Origin of the sequence: Enterobacter cloacae complex sp. P13B (genome assembly GCF_014895915.1) — a bacterium.
Taxonomy (GTDB): Bacteria; Pseudomonadota; Gammaproteobacteria; order Enterobacterales; family Enterobacteriaceae; genus Enterobacter; species Enterobacter bugandensis.
Genome location: NZ_JADBQN010000009.1, coordinates 15,967 through 33,748, shown reverse-complemented (window position 1 = coordinate 33,748; position 17,782 = coordinate 15,967). Strand labels below are relative to the sequence as shown.

The following is a 17,782-nucleotide window of genomic DNA, read 5'->3' as shown; positions in this document are numbered from 1 at the left end:
TAAAAATGACAAAAACAACCAGGGTCATTTCCTGGATTACAGGGATTTTCTTGTTGTTGATCGCGATCGTCGTCATCATTATCGCGACGTTTGACTGGAACCGCCTTAAGCCGACCATCAACCAGAAAGTCTCAACTGAGCTGAACCGTCCCTTCGCCATTCGTGGCGATCTGGGTGTGGTATGGGAGCGTCAGAAAGAGGAGACCGGCTGGCGAAGCTGGATCCCCTGGCCGCACGTCCACGCCGACGACGTTATTCTCGGCAACCCGCCGGATATCCCCGAAGTAACCATGGTGCATCTGCCGCGCGTGGAAGCCACGCTGGCGCCGCTGGCGCTCCTGACCAAAACCGTCTATCTACCGTGGATCAAGCTCCAGCAGCCCGATGCGCGCCTGATCCGCCTCTCTGAAAAAAACAATAACTGGACGTTTAACCTTGCCAGCGACGGCGAAAAAGATCCGAATGCCCAGCCCTCTTCGTGGTCATTCCGTCTGGACAATATTCTTTTCGATCGCGGGCGGATCGCCATCGACGATAAGGTCAGCAAGGCAGACGTCGAGATCCTGGTCGATCCGCTGGGCAAACCGCTGCCGTTTAGCGAAGTTACGGGCAATAAAGCGAAAGGCGATAGCGCCAAAGCGGGTGATTATGTCTTCGGCCTGACGGCAAAAGGGCGCTACAACGGCCAGCCGCTTAACGGGAAAGGGAAAATCGGCGGCATGCTGGCGCTCCGAAGCGAAGGCACGCCGTTCCCGGTGCAGGCGGATTTCCGCTCGGGGAATACGCGCGTGGCGTTTGTGGGGACGGTCAACGACCCGATGAACATGGGGGGCGTCGACCTGCAGCTCAAGTTCGCCGGTGACTCGCTTGGCGAACTGTATGAACTGACCGGCGTACTGCTGCCGGATACCCCGCCGTTCGAAACGGACGGGCATTTGGTTGCCAAAATTAATACCGAAAAATCGTCCGTTTTTGACTACCGGGATTTCAACGGCCGCATCGGCGACAGCGATATTCACGGCACGCTGACCTACACCACCGGAAAACCACGGCCAAAACTGGAAGGGGATGTCGAATCCCGCCAGCTGCGTCTGGCCGATCTTGGCCCGCTGATAGGCGTGGATTCGGGCAAAGGGACAAAGTCAAAAGAGGTTAAGAAGGACGTTCAGCCTGCGGGAAAAGTGCTGCCTTACGATCGCTTTGAAACCGATAAGTGGGACGTGATGGATGCGGATGTGCGCTTCAAAGGACGCAAGATTGAGCATGGCAGCACGCTGCCGCTGAGCGATCTCTCGACGCATATCATCCTGAAAAATGCCGACCTGCGCCTGCAGCCGCTGAAGTTTGGCATGGCGGGCGGGACGATTTCCTCCAACATTCACCTGGAAGGCGATAAAAAGCCGATGCAGGGGCGGGCGGAGATCCAGGCGCGTCGATTGAAGCTGAAAGAGCTGATGCCGAACGTGGAGCTGATGCAGAAAACCCTCGGTGAAATGAACGGCGATGCGGACATTCGCGGGGTGGGGAATTCCGTGGCGGCGCTGCTGGGCAGCGGCAACGGTAACCTGAAACTGCTAATGAACGACGGTCTGGTCAGCCGCAACCTGATGGAGATCCTGGGGCTGAACGTCGGTAACTTTATCATCGGGCAAATCTTTGGCGATGACGAGGTGCGGGTGAACTGCGCGGCGGCGAATGTGGATCTGGTTAATGGCGTGGCGCGTCCGCAGATTTTTGCCTTCGACACGGAAAACGCGGTGATTAACGTGACCGGTACCGCCAGCATGGCCTCCGAACAGCTGGATTTGACCATCGATCCGGAAAGTAAGGGGATTCGTATTATTACCCTGCGCTCGCCGCTTTACGTGCGTGGGACCTTCAAAAATCCGCAGGCGGGAGTCAAGCCCGGGCCGCTGATTGCGCGTGGTGCGGTGGCCGCAGCCCTCGCGACGTTGGTCACCCCGGCCGCCGCGCTGCTGGCGTTGATTTCGCCGTCAGAAGGCGAGGCGAATCAATGCCGGACGATTTTGTCGCAGATGAAGAAGTAACGCCTTTCTCCCTCTCCCTGTGGGAGAGGGCCGGGGTGAGGGCATCAGGCCGCAATGAATTACAGCGCCTGATGCTTAGTCTCATGCGTCAGCAGCAGCGCAATCAACGTCAGCGCCGCCATGGCCGCCAGATAAACGCCCACGTAGAACAGACCATAATTTGCCTGCAGCCAGGTGGCGATATACGGTGCCACGGACGCGCCCAGAATAGACGAGACGTTATAGGAGAACGACGCGCCGGTATAACGCACTTCCGTCGGGAACAGCTCCGGCAGCAGCGCGCCCATCGGGCCGAAGGTCAGCCCCATCAGGCTCAGGCCAATCAGCAGGTACGCCATCACCAGCGCCGGGCTACCTGAACTCAGCAGCGGCGGGAAGACGAACAGAGCAAACAGAATGATCAGCGTGGTGATCGTAATCATGCTCGCACGACGACCAAACTTATCCGCCAGCAGGCCGGCAATCGGTACCATCACGCCAAACCCAATCACCGCCATCATCAGCATCCACAGCACTTCGTTACGCGGCAGGCCCAGCCCAACCGGCGCGGCGGCGGTACTGTAGGTCATGGAGTACACCGTCATGATGTAGAACAGCGTGTAGGTCGCCAGCATGATAAACGTGCCCAGCACGGTCACGCGCACGTGTTTGGTCAGCAGGGTGCCCAGCGGCACTTTTACCTGTTTTTTCGCCGCGGCTACTTTTGCGAACACCGGCGTCTCATGCAGGGAAACACGCACATACAGGCCAATCAGCACCAGCACGGCCGAGAAGACAAACGGGATACGCCAGCCCCAGCTCATGAACTGTTCATCCGTCAGCAGCCAGGAGAGCAGCAGGAAGGTCCCGTTGGCAAAGAAGAAGCCAATCGGCGCGCCAAGCTGCGGGAATGAACCGTACAGCGCGCGTTTACGCGGCGGGGCGTTCTCGGTCGCCAGCAGCGCCGCGCCACCCCATTCACCGCCCAGCCCCAGACCCTGACCAAAACGCGCCAGCGCCAGCAGGACCGGCGCCAGAATGCCGATGGTTTCGTAGGTCGGCAGCAGGCCGATCGCCACGGTGGAGATGCCCATCGTCAGCAGCGAGGCCACCAGGGTGACCTTGCGCCCAATACGATCGCCGAAGTGTCCAAACAGCGCGGAGCCAATCGGACGCGCCACAAACGCAATAGCAAAGGTCGCCAGAGACTGTAGCGTCGCCGCCGTCGGGTCTCCCTGCGGGAAGAAAATATGCGGGAAAACGATGACCGCTGCGGTGGCGTAAATGTAAAAGTCGAAGAACTCAATGGCGGTGCCAATCAGCGATGCGACGACAACTTTATTGCGCGAGTTTACCGGGACGTTTTCCGCACCAGAGTCGAGTGTTGTGGCTGTTGATTGCATAATATTTTCTTATTTTTTGTCGAACGAAAGGCCATATTACGCACAGCAAAAGCGACATTTCAATCTGTAACAAAGTCGCTTCCTGATTATAAAATCAACAAAAAGCGGATAATGTTCAGGCCAGCCAAAATGCTTCCATGAAATGCTTCACGTTTTTTAAATATTGGTGGATAAAACTGGTTTTCGGTTAAATAAAAGTTACGGACTGGATTTATATGCTAAAATGATGAGTCGGGCTGAAATATCAGCCCGAGAGCGGAATTAACGATGTGTTTTTCCGGGCATTCGCGTGTCGCCTTTGTACTCGGCGGTGGCAATCCACGCCGCGCAGAACAGGGTTAAACGCGCGAAGAAGTAGAAGAACGCCATCAGCCCCAACACCGAGCCAAATGCCGCGCCGGACGGGGATTTCACCAGCGACGGCAGGGTGTAGGTCATCACGATCTTAATCACTTCAAAGCCGATCGCCGCAATCAATGTGCCGCGGAGCAGCGCCTTCTTACGCGGACGATGCCGAGGCAAGCGCCAGAAAATCCAGAAGAACAGCAGGTAGTTGGCGAAGATGGAAATCGCCAGTCCGATGCCGCGCCAGGCGGGCTTCAGCCATTCGATGTAATTAAGATAGAGCGCAGAAATAATCATCTGCTGCGCGGAGCCCGCCACGGAGGTAATGGAGAGCGTGACGACGAGCGCGATAAGCAGGCCAATCAGCGAAATAAAGTCGCGGAAATATTTAACCCAAATTTTCTCCTGATCCTGCGGTTTACGCTCCCACACCTCGCGCGACTGGGCGCGAATAGCTTCGCGGAGGTTGCCCATCCAGTTAACGCCGGAGTAAAGGGCGATGAGCAAACCGACGATCCCGACGGTGGTGCGCTGCTGAACGGCGGTGTTAATCGTGCTTTTCAGCGTGGTGGCGAGGGTGGGGTCACTGACGTTATTCAGGATCTTATTGAAAATATCCTGCAGCAGCGTTGGATGCGACGCGAGTACAAAACCGGCCGCAGCAAACGACACCATCAGGATGGGGATCATCGACAGGAACGAAAAATAGGTGATCGCGGCACCGAACTGGTTCCCCATGCGGTCATTAAAGCGCTCGGTCGCACGTATTAGATGCGCAACCATGGGAAACTGCTGAATTCTCTCCGCCAGGCTGGTGACGGTGCCCAGCGCCTTGCTGGCTGTACCAGGGGCTTTAGCCTCTTCCGGCTCGGTTTCCATCTTCTTGATGGGTTCATAATCTAAATGTTGGGTGGGTCGTTGCGGGTTATTTTCCGGCGTCACGCGTCTTTTCCTTTTTCGTTTGGCTGGATGTTATTGAATTATAGCTTGCGACTAGTCCACGTAAGCTTTTGTGAGTTCGGTTAGCCACTCCATAAACAGGTGAACCCGGCGAGAGAGGTTGCGCCGGTGGGGGTAAATCAGGGAGACAGGCATCGGTTCCGCACGATACTGCGGGAGGATCTCAATCAGTTTCTTTGCGCGCAGCAGGTCGCGCACCCCAACGCGCGGGGCCTGAATGATCCCCAGCCCGGCAAGGCAGGCGGCCTGGTAAGTTTCCGTGCTGTTGACGGTTAGCACCCCGCCCGTTTTTATCCACTGCGTCGTGCTGCCGTTATAAAATTCAAAGCCCTGAGGGCGGCTTCCCAGCATCGCGGCATAATGAATCACGGCGTGCGAGCCTAAATCGTCCAGCGTGTCAGGGTAGCCAAAACGCGCCAGATAATCCGGGCTGGCGCAGTTGATCACCGACAGCTTGCCCAGCGGACGGGCTATCAGCCCTGAGTCCTTCAGGGAACCCACGCGGACGACGCAATCAAACCCTTCGCGGACCACATCCACCAGACGATCGCTGCTGCTGAGCTCCAGTTCGATACCCGGATACTGCTGTAAAAAAGCAGGCAGTTTGGGGATGACGACATTTCGAGCAACGCCAACGGGCATATCCACGCGCAGCCTTCCGCTGATGCTGGAGGGATCGTGCTGAAACATACCGTCGAGCTCATCCAGGTTCGCCAGCAGATCTTTTGCCCGTTCGTAATAGACCATGCCGTCCTGCGTCAGGCTAACGCGGCGCGTGGTACGGTGCAGTAGCTGGGTGCCAAGCCGGTTTTCCAGTGCCTGAATTTGCCGGGAAACGCTGCCTTTCGGCAGCGTTAATGTCTCTGCCGCGCGGGAAAAACTCTCCAGCTCCGCGACGCGAACAAACAGCTGCATTGCGTGAATTTTATCCATAGATGAAGCTCATTGTTGTTTGCACTGAAACAGTGAAGCGTTATTACCCATCTTTATTGATCTTCTATCACCTAATAAGCTCTTTCTCAATCTCCATAACAGCCAAAACGAGGTTTATGATGACTGAACGTATCGCATTAGTGACGGGTGGTAGCCGCGGCTTAGGTAAAAACGCTGCGTTAAAGCTGGCTGCAGACGGCACGGGAATTATCCTGACCTACAATCGTAGCCAGCAGGAAGCGCTGGAAGTTGTGCGCGAAATTCAGGAAAAAGGCGTCAAGGCGGCGGCATTAAAGCTCAATGTCGGGGATATCGCCGGTTTCGAAAATTTTGCTCAACAGCTTCAGGAGATCCTGAAGAGCGTCTGGCAGCGCGAAACATTTGATTATTTATTGAACAATGCCGGAACGGGTTTATACGCACCCTATACCGAAACGACGGAAGCCCAGTTTGATGAGGCGCTGAACATTCACTTCAAAGGGCCTTTCTTCCTGACACAGCGCCTGCTGCCTCTGCTTAACGACGGGGGGCGGATCCTCAATGTCTCCAGCGGACTGGCCCGCTTCACCCAGCCAGGCTCAGGAACCTACGCGGCCATGAAAGGGGCGATGGAAGTGCTCACCCGCTATCAGGCGAAGGAGCTTGGAGCGCGCGGTATCTCCGTCAATATTATCGCACCAGGCGCGATCGAAACCGACTTTGGCGGTGGGCGCGTGCGCGACAACGCGCAGCTTAACCAGATGCTGGCGTCGCAGACGGCGCTGGGGCGGGTAGGTTTGCCGGACGATATCGGGGATGCCATTGCGGCGCTGCTTAGCGATAAGCTTGGCTGGATGAACGCGCAACGTATTGAAGTATCAGGCGGTATGTTCCTGTGATGACTGATGTTAAGCGGAGGGAACCCCTTAAGGAAATCCTTAAAATGAATGTGTCAAAATGCGGGTAAATATAAAAACCACTGGCGGATTTGTAACCTCTCCATTCATTGAGTTTTTTCTTAAATAGCGCCTATGTAGAATCCCCCTTCGCTATTCTCAGAGGGAGAAATACGATGCGAGTAATCATGTTTGACAGGCAGTCGATATTTATTCATGGAGCGATACACGGTTTGCAGAAATTAATTCCTGAAATAAATATAACGGGGGCTTGTCAGGCAGACGATTTATGGACGCAAATATCCGCGTCACCGTCTGCTATCGTCATGATTGACGGCAATTTAATTCAGGATGAGGGGAGTTCTTTCCTGGATGAAATTATGCATCGCTTCCCGTCGGTACGGGTGATGATGGTTCTGGCAAAAAAAGAGACCCGATGGGTTGAACAACTCATGCAGCGAAACGTGATGGCTATTATCCCCCGTAACGCTAACCCTGAGCGGTTTGCCGCCGTGCTGGATTCCGTGTCCAGAGGGATGGTCTGCTTTCCCGCTGAGTGGGTCAGCCAGCAATCGTCAGCGCAGGCGTTACTTTCCTTAAGCGAGCGTCAGCGTGAGGTGCTGAAGCTGCTGGCGGCGGGCGAATCAAACAAAGAAATTGGTCGCAATCTCAACATCAGTGCGGCCACGGTAAAAGCGCATCTGGAAGCGCTTTTTCGCCGGCTGGAGGTAAAAAACCGAACCCAGGCAGCCATGTACTACACCCGGGCGACGGCCTGAAGCAGCGCTTTCGGGAGTGAAGACGTCACGCCGAAACTCAGTATCATCAGTACCAGCGCGTCATGCTGCTGCTGGGTTAATGGATGTATACACTTTTCCCGCAGCAGCGTTTCACACAGCTGAATATCTTCATGGAGTAAATATTCCGCCTGAAGAGGCGTGATAAGGCCGTGAAAATTTTCCCGTTCGCGGATCACATGCCCATAGCCGATAACCCATACACCCTTTTCATCACGATATTTCTCCAGTGAAAGCCCTTGATGTTTCTTTATTAATTCTATGGCGGCAGAAGATATATTTAGCGCATGACCGTTCATATTCGTTTCCTCTTAATGGCGATACTGTAGAGGAATCGCGGTACGAGCAATATCCGCCAAATGGCTGTTGTTCAGGAATTATTGTTCAGGTATTCCTGCCGTAATAACCCAAATAACCAGTCATTTTGCCAGCGACCGGAAAGGTAATAGCTTTCACGTAGCTCGCCTTCCAGCTGGAAGCGGGCTTTTTCCAGCAGGCGCCTGGAGGCGACGTTTCCCGCGGTGACGGTGGCGGTGAGCCGACGAATACCGCCCTGATGAAAGGCGTAATCGCAAAGCGCCTGCAGGGATTCGAAGCCGTAACCTTTGCCCTGCGCCTCGGGGGCAAAAAGAAAGCCCACTTCGGCGCAATCTTCTTCCCGATGAATATACCCGGTAACGCCCAGCGGGGCCTGTGAGAGGGCATCACGTACGACGAGGCACAGCCAGTGCGCGCTGCCTGGCGTCCAGGGCGTCAGGCGCGAATCAAACGCCTCCCGGATCGCTGCGACGGGGCGGTTCTCCGCCACAAAGCGCATGACTTCGGGGTGTTGCTGCAACGCCAGAAAAAAGGGCCAGTCTTGCTCCTGCAGGGGCGAGCAGTTCAGGCGTGAGGTCATTAAAACTGGCATTAAGATTCTCCTGAAGCATTTTAAATGATTTTAGGGTTGTCACTTTATTTCAACAGAAAGTCAGGTATGGTTAAGCGCGTATAAATAAAAAGAAAAACGGCCGTTAGTGCCCATTCCGGATGTCTTCGCTGTCGCTTAAGGAAAACAATGACTCTCAGCACATCACATCATATCCGCGAACAGTTTGAACACTGTCTGGCGGTCATTCGCCAGGCGTCGGTGGAAATCTTGCTTCTTCTGAATGTACATGTTTCTGAGGGGAAAGATCCACGCTGGTTTCTGGAACAGCTGGACAGCGCGCGTTTAGGCCTCGGGGGATGGGCTACGGTTGCGAAGAAGCTTAACCTGAATGATGCCGAGATGTCGGAATTTACGCTGCAGCTGCGCCTGCTGCAGCAGCGCGTCCCGCAGTACGAAAGCGGGCAGGATGTCAGTGAAAACCAGCTTATTGCGGCGATGCGGTTTGTGACTACGCTGGAACATCTTCGTCTGCAGCAGCCGCTTCTGACCTACAGCACCGAGCTGGCCCCGGGAAGCGAACTCCAGCAACAGCAGGCGCACAAGCAGGTACGCGCAATTGAGTTAATGATTAAAGGCCTCATTCAGCAGGCCTGGCCCGATCAGGTGCGGCTCAATAATCATCTTAAAACCTTATTTAACGCTGACCGCGTACGGCGCTGGCTGAAGCATGGCGAAATCAACGATGTCCTGAGCGGCATGATGTTCAGTGAACTGGCGCAAATGCTGGTGGATAAAAAAGAGTTCAGCCGCTATTACGCCTCGCTGTTTAACGACCCGTCCATGCTGACGCTCCTGGTGGAGCCACGCAAAACGCTGCAAACCTTCCTTGACGACATTCGACAAATTCGCAACAGCATTACGGTGCAGAAAACGTTAAGTTCGGCGCAAATTCAGCTGCTGGATAACTACTACATGCAGATCTCCCGTCCGGTTCAACGCGCGTTTGAGGAGGGGAGAACGCGCGTCAACCCGGCCGGATTCATGGCGGTGGATGCCAGCGAGCTGAACGCGTTCTGGGAAAGGGCGCAAAAAATGGATCGGGTTACCGGTGGGGATCTATTTGAAGTCCGCGACACGATTGAAAAGCCGACCCAGCGCGCCCCGCGCACGCCCGAACAGCGTGAGCAGCTTATCTCCGGTGCGCTATGGGGAGCGGTCGGCGTGATGGTGATTGCCATCGTGGTAGGCGGCTTCTGGCTGGTGACCAGCAGCAAACCGCAGCCTGCGGCCGAAAATACGGCGCAAGCGGCGGCTCCGCCGCAGGAGATGCGCGAAACCCCTTCCTCGCGCGAGACGCTGACGCGCATGGGAGTGACCTGGGACGAGAGTAATTTCCGTTCGGCGATTAACCGCAACGATACCCGCGTGGCGCTGCTCTTTTTGCAGGGTGGGATGGACTGGAAGCTGTCATGGACCGAAGAGGCGATGTCGGCAGGCTATGACGACGTTCTGGAGCTTATGCTGCGCTATCGGCAGAACATGGCAGAAGAGAAGCCGTGTCGTCGTTTCATCAATACGCTCAGCCACGCCATGTCAAACGGCGAGTCCCTGACGTCAATACGTAAAGAGTATCTGAAAGCGTTCTGCACCGTGCCGGCCGTGGTGAAGCGCCAGAAGCACGATCTTGAGATGGCAACGCGACGCGCGCAGTCACAGCCGGATGCCACCACGAAAAAATGGCAGTCTATTCAGACCGCCATTTATGAGGTGATTCGCTAAAGTTGTCCCCCTCTCCCCAGAGGGGAGAGGGGCCAGATCGCACCCCTCTCAAGGCTCCCCATACAACCCAATCAACCGTCGCACCACGCCGTTCGTCCAGCCGAAGCCATCCTGTAGCGGATACTCACCGCCGCCCCCTTCGCGCGGCGTACTGCTGGCGATGTGGTACTTCTCAATCAGCTTGTGGTGCGTCTTGTAGAAGTGGTTCACCGTATGCAGCCAGCTCCAGGCGATTTCATCCCCCAGCGAGTCGTTGCCGTACTGCTTGAACCCCTGAATCGCCATCCACTGCAACGGCGCCCAGCCGTTGGGTTTATCCCACTGCTCGCCGGTTTCGTACTCGGTTGCCAGAATCCCACCCGGCGTCAGCAGACGCGCTTTAACCGCGTCAGATAAACGTTCTGCCTGCTCGTGCGTCGCCATTCCAACATACAGCGGCACAATGCTGGCGGCAGAAAACAGCGCCATCTGCTCGCGTCGCCAGTCGTAATCGCGGTAACAGCCACTCTCCTCGTCCCACAGATAGCGGTTCACCGCCGCGCGGCGATCGGTGGCCTTCTGGCGGAACAGCTCGGCCGTCTCTTTATCCCCTTTCGACGCCGAGATATTGGCAATCGCACTCTCCAGCTTAAACAGGAAGGCGTTCAAATCAATGGGGATAAACTGCGTCGTGCGAATGCTGGCGAGTCGCGCCGGATCGCGCAGCCAGCGGGAGGAGTAATCCCAGCCAGACGCTGCACCCGCACGCAGATCGCGATAGACCTCATTCGGCGGACGGCCCGAGTGGCGGGCGGTTTCCACGTCCTCAATCCACGATTCGTCGCGCGGGGTGTCACGGTCGTCCCAGTAGCGGTTCAGCAATGAACCGTCCGGCATGCGCACCGCGCTGCGGTAGGCCTGATTAAGCAGGAGCGACTCCGCGCCGTCCATCCAGAAGGCATGCTCCATTTTGAGGTGGTCGAGGTAACGCTTCGCGCCGCGCACGCCGTCCTCTTCAAACAGCTCCACCATCAGGGCAAAGACCGGCGGCTGCGAGCGGCTGAGATAATAGGTGCGGTTGCCGTTAGGGATATGGCCGTAGCGTTCGATCAGCCACGCGAAGTTATCCGCCATGCACTTCAGCAGATCGTTACGGCCACTTTCCGCCAGCCCCAGCATGGAGAAGTACGAATCCCAGTAGTAGGTCTCGCTGAATCGCCCGCCGGGCACGATATAGGCCTGCGGCAGCGCCAGCAGGGACGACCAGGGAATATGGTCCTGCGGTTCGCGCGTCAGGACGGGCCACAGGCTATCAATGTGCTCTTTCAGCGACAGTCCGGGGTCGGAGACATATTCGGTGCTGTAGGTTTCAGGCAGCCAGAAGTGGTTCTCCACGAACTGACGCAGGTCGAAATCCCGGTGCCGTCTGACCTTGCGGTAGCGGATCAGGATATCCAGCGGATCCATCTTCGGCGCGCAGTCGGGGAAGGTTTTGCTGTCCGCAAACAGCCGCGTCGACTGGACGTGCTCGAACAGTTCAAGGTAGCGATCGGCGGGCGTCAGGGCATCGGAGGCGGGTAGCCCCTCGATCATTTCGGGTTCCGGCTCCGCCTCAATCATCTCATCCAGTTTTAACTCGCAGGGATCGGTCTCGTAGCGCAGCTCTTCTGCAATCTCGAATTCGATGTTCTCGGTAGCCTGTAGTTTCTGGTTGAACATGGTGATAGGGACCTCCGGTTATGTGTTCTGAAGACAGGTTTCTCCGGGCGTCCTATAAGCGTAGACATTCGCTTCGGTAGATGTGGAGGGATATGTGCGGTAGATCACTCTTTTCGGAGCATTCGTTTTGCAACGATTTATGTATGTGAATAAAAAAAGCCCCTCGGGAGAGGGGCTTCTGCATTATCGCATGGTGACAAACTCTTCCGCCGCCGTCGGGTGGATCGCCACGGTGTTGTCGAAGTCTTTCTTGGTCGCACCCATCTTCAGCGCCACCGCAAAGCCCTGCAGGATCTCATCCATGCCGAAGCCGATGCCGTGGATACCGACAATCTTCTCTTCCGGGCCCACGCAGACCAGCTTCATGCGGCACGGCTGACGGTGAGAGGTGACGGCGGTATACATCGCGGTGAATGCGGATTTATACACTTTCACCTGGTCGTCGCCGTACTGCTCACGGGCCTGCGGCTCGGTTAAGCCGACGGTGCCGATTGGCGGGTGACTAAAGACCACGGTCGGGATGTTGCTGTAGTCCAGATGCTCGTCCGGCTTGTTGTTGAACAGACGCTCGGAGAGACGACGGCCTGCCGCAACGGCCACCGGCGTCAGCTCAACCGCACCGGTGTTATCACCGACGGCGTAAATGCCCGGTACGCTGGTATTCTGGAACTTATCGACGACGATGTAGCCTTTTTCGTCGGTTTTCACGCCGGTCACCGCCAGGTTAAAGCTGTCGTTCGCCGGTTCACGGCCAATCGCCCAGATCAGGCAATCAACGGTCTGGCTGCGGCCATCTTCCAGCTCAAGGGTCAGGCTGCCGTCCGCGTTTTTAACGACCGCTTTAGGCACGGCGTTGGTGTGCAGGGTTGGGCCTTCGGTGTTCATCACTTCAACCAGCGTATCGACGATCAGCGGGTCAAAGCTGCGCAGCGGTGCGTGTTTACGCACGAACAGGTGCGCTTCTGCACCCAGGCCGTTAATCACGCCAGCCAGCTCTACCGCGATATAGCCCGCGCCCACCACGGCAACGCGCTCAGGCAAGGCAGGCAGCTCGAAGAAGCCGTCAGAGTCGATGCCGTATTCCGCGCCCGGAATATTCGGGTGGCTCGGGCGGCCGCCGGTGGCGATCAGGATATGATCGGCGGTGATCGTCTCGCCGTTCACTTCGATCGTTTTCGCGTCCACAAAGCGGGCGAAGCCGTGAATCACGTCGACGTTATTTTTGCCCAGCACGTTGTCGTACGAGGTGTGAATGCGGTCGATGTAGGCGGTACGGCTGGCGATCAGCTTGTCCCAGTCGAAATTGTTGATGGTGGTGTCAAAGCCGTAGTCCGGACCGTACATATGGATCGCTTCACGAATTTGCGCCGCGTGCCACATCACCTTTTTCGGTACACAACCCACGTTCACGCAGGTGCCGCCCAGCGCTTTGGCTTCAATCAGCGCACATTTCTGGCCGTACATGGCCGCGCGGTTGATGGAGGCGATGCCGCCGCTGCCGCCGCCGATTGCGATGTAGTCATAATGCTTAGTCATAGCTTTTGTCCTTAATCGTGAATTGCCGCGATTGTATACCTGAAATCAATAGTTTCCACCGATGGCTGCAATTACTCCGGCACGATCCAGCTGACGGTGGCGTGGCCCGTTCCGGCTGGCACCAGCGTTTTGTGCAGCCACGGCAGCACGTTGTTCATCTGCGCTTCCAGCTTCCACGGCGGGTTAATGACGATCATGCCGGAAGCGGTCATGCCGCGCTGGTCGCTGTCCGGGCGTACCGCCAGCTCAATCTGCAGGATTTTACGAATGCCGGTCGCCTCAAGGTCTTTGATCAAGCGCTTGATCTGCGCGCGCAGCACCACCGGGTACCACAGGGCATAGGTTCCGGTCGCAAAACGTTTGTAGCCTTCGTGGATACCGGTCACCACCGCCTGATAGTCGGTTTTGATTTCGTACGGTGGGTCGATCAGCACCAGGCCGCGACGGGAGACCGGCGGCAGCTTGGCTTTCAGCTGCTGGTAGCCGTCGGCTTTTTCCACGCGGGCGCGGCTGTCTTTCTGGAATTCAGAACGCAGCAGCGGGAAGTCGCTCGGGTGCAGCTCGGTCAGCTGGATGCTGTCCTGCTCGCGCAGCAGCTGGCGGGCAATCAGCGGTGAGCCAGGGTAGTAGCGCAGCTGGCCGTTGCGGTTGAAGTGATTCACCACGCCAATGTAAGGCTCCAGCTCGGCGGGCAGGTCGTCCTGCTGCCAGATGCGGGCGATGCCCTCAAGATATTCGCCGGTACGCTCGGCATGCTCGCCGCTCAGCTGATAACGGCCCGCGCCCGCATGGGTGTCCAGATAGAGAAACGGCTTCTCTTTCTCTTTAAGCGATTCAATGATCAGGCTCTGAACGGTGTGTTTGAGGACGTCGGCATGGTTGCCAGCGTGGAAGCTGTGGCGATAACTGAGCATGGGTAATGGTATTCCGCTGAATTGACGATTTGCCACAGTTTACAGCAGAACGGCACAGATTACCCGCAGGCCCGGTAAGCGCAGCTATTGAAATCCTCTACACTTAACCCCATTACTGAAAACAATATGCACAGCGCCGGATGCGCGCTTCATTCACCTATTTCAACAGGACAGCGTTTATGACCAATCCATTACTGACGCCTTTTTCGTTGCCACCGTTTTCTAAAATCCTCCCTGAGCATGTGGTTCCAGCCGTTACCCAGTCGCTGGACAACTGCCGCGCGGCGGTAGAAAGCGTGGTTGCGCAGGGCGCGCCGTACACCTGGGAGAATCTGTGTCAGCCGCTGGCCGAAGTGGACGACGTGCTGGGGCGTATCTTCTCTCCGGTAAGCCACCTGAACTCGGTGAAAAACAGCCCGGAACTGCGTGAAGCCTACGAACAAACCCTGCCGCTGCTCTCTGAGTACAGCACCTGGGTCGGCCAGCACGAAGGGCTCTACAAAGCCTACCGCGACCTGCGCGACGGTGACCATTATGCCGCACTGAACACGGCGCAGAAAAAATCGGTTGATAACGCCCTGCGTGATTTCGAACTGTCCGGTATCGGTCTGCCAAAAGAGAAGCAGGTTCGCTACGGTGAAATCGCTGCGCGCCTGTCCGAACTGGGTAACCAGTACAGCAACAACGTCCTTGACGCCACCATGGGCTGGACGAAGCTGATTACCGACGAAGCAGAGCTGGCGGGTATGCCGGAAAGCGCACTGGCGGCGGCGAAAGCCCAGGCCGAAGCGAAAGAGCAGGAAGGCTTCCTGTTAACGCTGGATATCCCGAGCTATCTGCCGGTGATGACCTACTGCGACAACCAGGCCCTGCGTGAAGAGATGTACCGCGCCTACAGCACCCGCGCCTCCGATCAGGGGCCGAATGCCGGTAAGTGGGACAACAGCCCGGTCATGGCGGAAATCCTCGCCCTGCGTCACGAGCTGGCTCAGCTGCTGGGCTTCGACAGCTACGCGGATAAATCCCTCGCCACCAAAATGGCCGAGAACCCGCAGCAGGTGCTCGATTTCCTGACCGATCTGGCCAAACGTGCTCGTCCTCAGGGTGAGAAAGAGCTGGCCCAGCTGCGCGCCTTCGCGAAAGCGGAGTTTGGCGTGGACGAGCTGCAGCCGTGGGATATTGCTTACTACAGCGAAAAACAGAAGCAGCACCTCTACAGCATCAGCGACGAGCAGCTGCGCCCGTACTTCCCGGAAAACAAAGCCGTCAACGGCCTGTTTGAAGTGGTGAAACGCATTTACGGCATTACCGCTAAAGAGCGTACTGATATTGACGTCTGGCATCCGGACGTGCGCTTCTTTGAACTGTATGACGAGAAAAACGAACTGCGCGGCAGCTTCTACCTCGATCTCTACGCGCGTGAGAACAAGCGCGGCGGGGCGTGGATGGACGACTGCGTGGGCCAGATGCGTAAAGCAGACGGTTCTCTGCAGAAGCCGGTCGCCTATCTGACCTGTAACTTCAACCGTCCGGTAAGCGGCAAACCTGCGCTGTTCACCCACGACGAAGTGATCACCCTGTTCCACGAGTTCGGTCACGGCCTGCACCACATGCTGACCCGCATCGAAACCGCCGGCGTCGCCGGTATCAGCGGGGTGCCATGGGATGCGGTCGAGCTGCCAAGCCAGTTTATGGAAAACTGGTGCTGGGAGCCGGACGCGCTGGCGTTTATCTCCGGCCACTATGAGACCGGCGAACCGCTGCCCAAAGAGCTGCTGGATAAAATGCTGGCGGCGAAAAACTACCAGGCGGCGATGTTCATTCTGCGTCAACTGGAGTTCGGCCTGTTCGATTTCCGTCTGCACGCCGAGTTCAGCCCGGAGCAGGGGGCGAAAATCCTCGAAACGCTGGCCGAGATTAAAAAGCAGGTTGCCGTTATTCCAGGGCCAACCTGGGGCCGATTCCCGCACGCGTTCAGCCACATTTTCGCGGGCGGCTACGCGGCGGGCTATTACAGCTACCTGTGGGCCGACGTGCTGGCGGCGGATGCCTTCTCTCGCTTCGAGGAAGAGGGGATCTTCAACCGCGAAACCGGCCAGTCGTTCCTTGACAACATCCTGACCCGCGGCGGTTCTGAAGAGCCAATGGTGCTGTTCAAACGCTTCCGTGGCCGCGAGCCGCAGCTGGATGCGATGCTTGAGCATTACGGGATCAAAGGCTGATTGTTACGTGAAGATCTGCTTAGTGGATGAAACGGGCGCCGGAGACGGCGCCTTATCTGTTCTGGCGGCCCGCTGGGGACTGGAGCACGATGAAGAGAACCTGATGGCGCTGGTGATGACGCCGGAACATCTGGAGCTTCGCAAGCGCGACGAGCCGAAGCTCGGCGGGATTTTTGTCGATTTTGTCGGTGGCGCGATGGCGCACCGGCGTAAGTTCGGCGGCGGTCGCGGCGAAGCGGTGGCCAAAGCGGTCGGCATCAAGGGGAGCTATCTCCCGGACGTGGTGGACGCCACGGCGGGGCTGGGACGCGATGCGTTTGTGCTGGCGTCGGTGGGCTGCCGGGTGCGGATGCTGGAGCGTAATCCGGTTGTCGCCGCGCTGCTCGACGACGGGCTGACGCGAGGCTATGCGGACCCGGAAATCGGCCCGTGGCTGCAGGAGCGTTTGCAGCTTATCCACGCGTCAAGCCTGACGGCGCTGACGGACATCACCCCGCGTCCGCAGGTGGTCTACCTCGACCCGATGTTCCCGCATAAGCAGAAAAGCGCGCTGGTGAAGAAAGAGATGCGGGTATTTCAGTCGCTGGTGGGGCCGGATTTAGACGCAGATGGCCTGCTGGAGCCGGCTCGTCAGCTCGCGACGAAGCGGGTGGTGGTGAAGCGCCCGGACTACGCGCCGCCGCTGGCGGACGTTGCGACTACTAACGCGGTGACCACGAAAGGACATCGGTTTGATATTTATTCGGGTACGCCAGAATAAAAAAAGCCGGGTGGCGGCTTCGCCTTACCCGGCCTACTTTCAGTGCCGCTTTTTTTGCACTTACTCGTCTTCTTCGTCGCGCAGCGGAACAATCAGCATGTCCACGTGAACGGTGTTAATCAGCTGGCGTGCTGAAGACATCAGCTTGCTCCAGAAGTCCTGATGGTGACCGCATACCACCAGATCCATATCGTATTTCTTAATCGCATCAACCAGCACCTGACCCAGGTCGCCGCTGCCGCTCAGGGTTTCGGTGATCGGATAGCCCGCGTTGGTGGAGAGCTCGCTCAGCGCGTGATGCGTTTCTTCAGAGATGCGTTTCTGCATATCGCCCAGATTGACGTCGATCAGACCGGTGTAGAGGTCGGAGTAATTCACATCAACGTGAATCAGGGAGACTTTCGCGTTGTAGGGACGTGCCATAGATACCGCTTTATCAACCAGCACTTTGCTCTCCGGGGAGAGATCTACCGCGATAAGAATGTGTTTGTAAGCCATAGTGTTACTCCTTCCTTAAGTTATCGATGACTAAATGGGAAAGCCGTCGTCTGATGCTTTCATTACGGCCCAGTTAAACATATTTTTCAAGCTTTGGTGTTGATAACGATTAACCTTGTGGCAAAAAAATTAACGGATCTCCTACACTATTTAATGAGCCGTTC

The 17,782-nt window shown here is 56.8% G+C and carries 15 protein-coding genes; 6 read left to right on the top strand and 9 right to left on the bottom strand.

Features of this window, described 5'->3' with window-relative positions; all coding sequences use genetic code 11:
• Positions 1-5: 5 nt before the first annotated feature.
• Positions 6-2,048 carry an AsmA family protein gene (locus tag IM273_RS05270; protein ID WP_193050687.1) on the top strand — a complete coding sequence of 681 codons (2,043 nt, stop codon included), beginning with the start codon at positions 6-8 and terminating at the stop codon, positions 2,046-2,048.
• Positions 2,049-2,107: 59 nt separating this feature from the next.
• Here IM273_RS05270 and IM273_RS05265 read toward each other — a convergent pair whose 3' ends face one another.
• The 3 genes from IM273_RS05265 to IM273_RS05255 all read right to left on the bottom strand — a co-directional run bounded on the left by IM273_RS05265 (position 2,108) and on the right by IM273_RS05255 (position 5,668).
• Positions 2,108-3,430, bottom strand: coding sequence for an MFS transporter (locus tag IM273_RS05265; protein WP_028014749.1), 1,323 nt, complete (start codon positions 3,428-3,430; stop codon positions 2,108-2,110).
• Between the two features lie 261 nt (positions 3,431-3,691).
• On the bottom strand, positions 3,692-4,717 hold the full coding sequence (gene yhjD, locus IM273_RS05260) for an inner membrane protein YhjD (protein ID WP_193050686.1): 1,026 nt from the start codon (positions 4,715-4,717) through the stop codon (positions 3,692-3,694).
• Positions 4,718-4,768: 51 nt separating this feature from the next.
• A complete protein-coding gene (locus IM273_RS05255) occupies positions 4,769-5,668 on the bottom strand; it encodes a LysR family transcriptional regulator (protein ID WP_028014747.1) in 900 nt (299 codons plus the stop codon).
• Positions 5,669-5,787: 119 nt separating this feature from the next.
• Here IM273_RS05255 and IM273_RS05250 point away from each other — a divergent pair, with 119 nt between their 5' ends.
• The gene (locus IM273_RS05250; RefSeq protein WP_088205124.1) at positions 5,788-6,546 is read left to right on the top strand and encodes an SDR family NAD(P)-dependent oxidoreductase; all 759 of its coding nucleotides are present in this window, start codon (positions 5,788-5,790) and stop codon (positions 6,544-6,546) included.
• A 173-nt stretch (positions 6,547-6,719) separates the two neighbouring features.
• Entirely contained in the window at positions 6,720-7,322 is a 603-nt protein-coding gene (locus IM273_RS05245) for a response regulator transcription factor (protein ID WP_045259401.1), read from the top strand.
• On the opposite strand, the gene IM273_RS05240 is transcribed toward IM273_RS05245, so the two are convergent.
• On the bottom strand, positions 7,301-7,639 hold the full coding sequence (locus IM273_RS05240; RefSeq protein ID WP_028014744.1) for a lysozyme: 339 nt from the start codon (positions 7,637-7,639) through the stop codon (positions 7,301-7,303). The two genes, IM273_RS05245 and IM273_RS05240, sit on opposite strands and share 22 nt — an antisense overlap.
• A gap of 71 nt (positions 7,640-7,710) precedes the next feature.
• On the bottom strand, positions 7,711-8,250 hold the full coding sequence (locus tag IM273_RS05235; protein WP_028014743.1) for a GNAT family N-acetyltransferase: 540 nt from the start codon (positions 8,248-8,250) through the stop codon (positions 7,711-7,713).
• Between the two features lie 147 nt (positions 8,251-8,397).
• Between IM273_RS05235 and IM273_RS05230 the strand changes: the two genes are divergently transcribed.
• On the top strand, positions 8,398-9,990 hold the full coding sequence (locus tag IM273_RS05230) for an STY4199 family HEPN domain-containing protein (protein WP_193050685.1): 1,593 nt from the start codon (positions 8,398-8,400) through the stop codon (positions 9,988-9,990).
• Between the two features lie 48 nt (positions 9,991-10,038).
• Here the strand turns inward: IM273_RS05230 and IM273_RS05225 are convergent, their stop codons facing one another.
• The 3 genes from IM273_RS05225 to IM273_RS05215 form a co-directional block, all read right to left on the bottom strand.
• Entirely contained in the window at positions 10,039-11,688 is a 1,650-nt protein-coding gene (locus IM273_RS05225) for an alpha,alpha-trehalase (RefSeq protein WP_028014741.1), read from the bottom strand.
• Positions 11,689-11,871: 183 nt separating this feature from the next.
• Complete coding sequence (gorA, locus tag IM273_RS05220; protein ID WP_041911861.1) at positions 11,872-13,224, bottom strand: glutathione-disulfide reductase; 1,353 nt, start codon at positions 13,222-13,224, stop codon at positions 11,872-11,874.
• A gap of 71 nt (positions 13,225-13,295) precedes the next feature.
• Entirely contained in the window at positions 13,296-14,138 is an 843-nt protein-coding gene (locus IM273_RS05215; RefSeq protein WP_193050684.1) for a 23S rRNA (adenine(2030)-N(6))-methyltransferase RlmJ, read from the bottom strand.
• Between the two features lie 179 nt (positions 14,139-14,317).
• On the opposite strand from IM273_RS05215, the gene prlC reads away from it, so the two are divergent.
• Positions 14,318-16,360, top strand: a complete 2,043-nt coding sequence (gene prlC / locus IM273_RS05210) for an oligopeptidase A (RefSeq protein WP_048957400.1) — start codon at positions 14,318-14,320, stop codon at positions 16,358-16,360.
• 7 nt (positions 16,361-16,367) lie between these two features.
• Positions 16,368-17,120: a 16S rRNA (guanine(1516)-N(2))-methyltransferase RsmJ gene (rsmJ, locus tag IM273_RS05205; protein ID WP_032644932.1), complete on the top strand. Its 753-nt coding sequence runs from the start codon at positions 16,368-16,370 to the stop codon at positions 17,118-17,120.
• Between the two features lie 60 nt (positions 17,121-17,180).
• Here rsmJ and uspA read toward each other — a convergent pair whose 3' ends face one another.
• On the bottom strand, positions 17,181-17,618 hold the full coding sequence (gene uspA / locus IM273_RS05200) for a universal stress protein UspA (protein WP_003861223.1): 438 nt from the start codon (positions 17,616-17,618) through the stop codon (positions 17,181-17,183).
• Positions 17,619-17,782 lie beyond the last annotated feature (164 nt).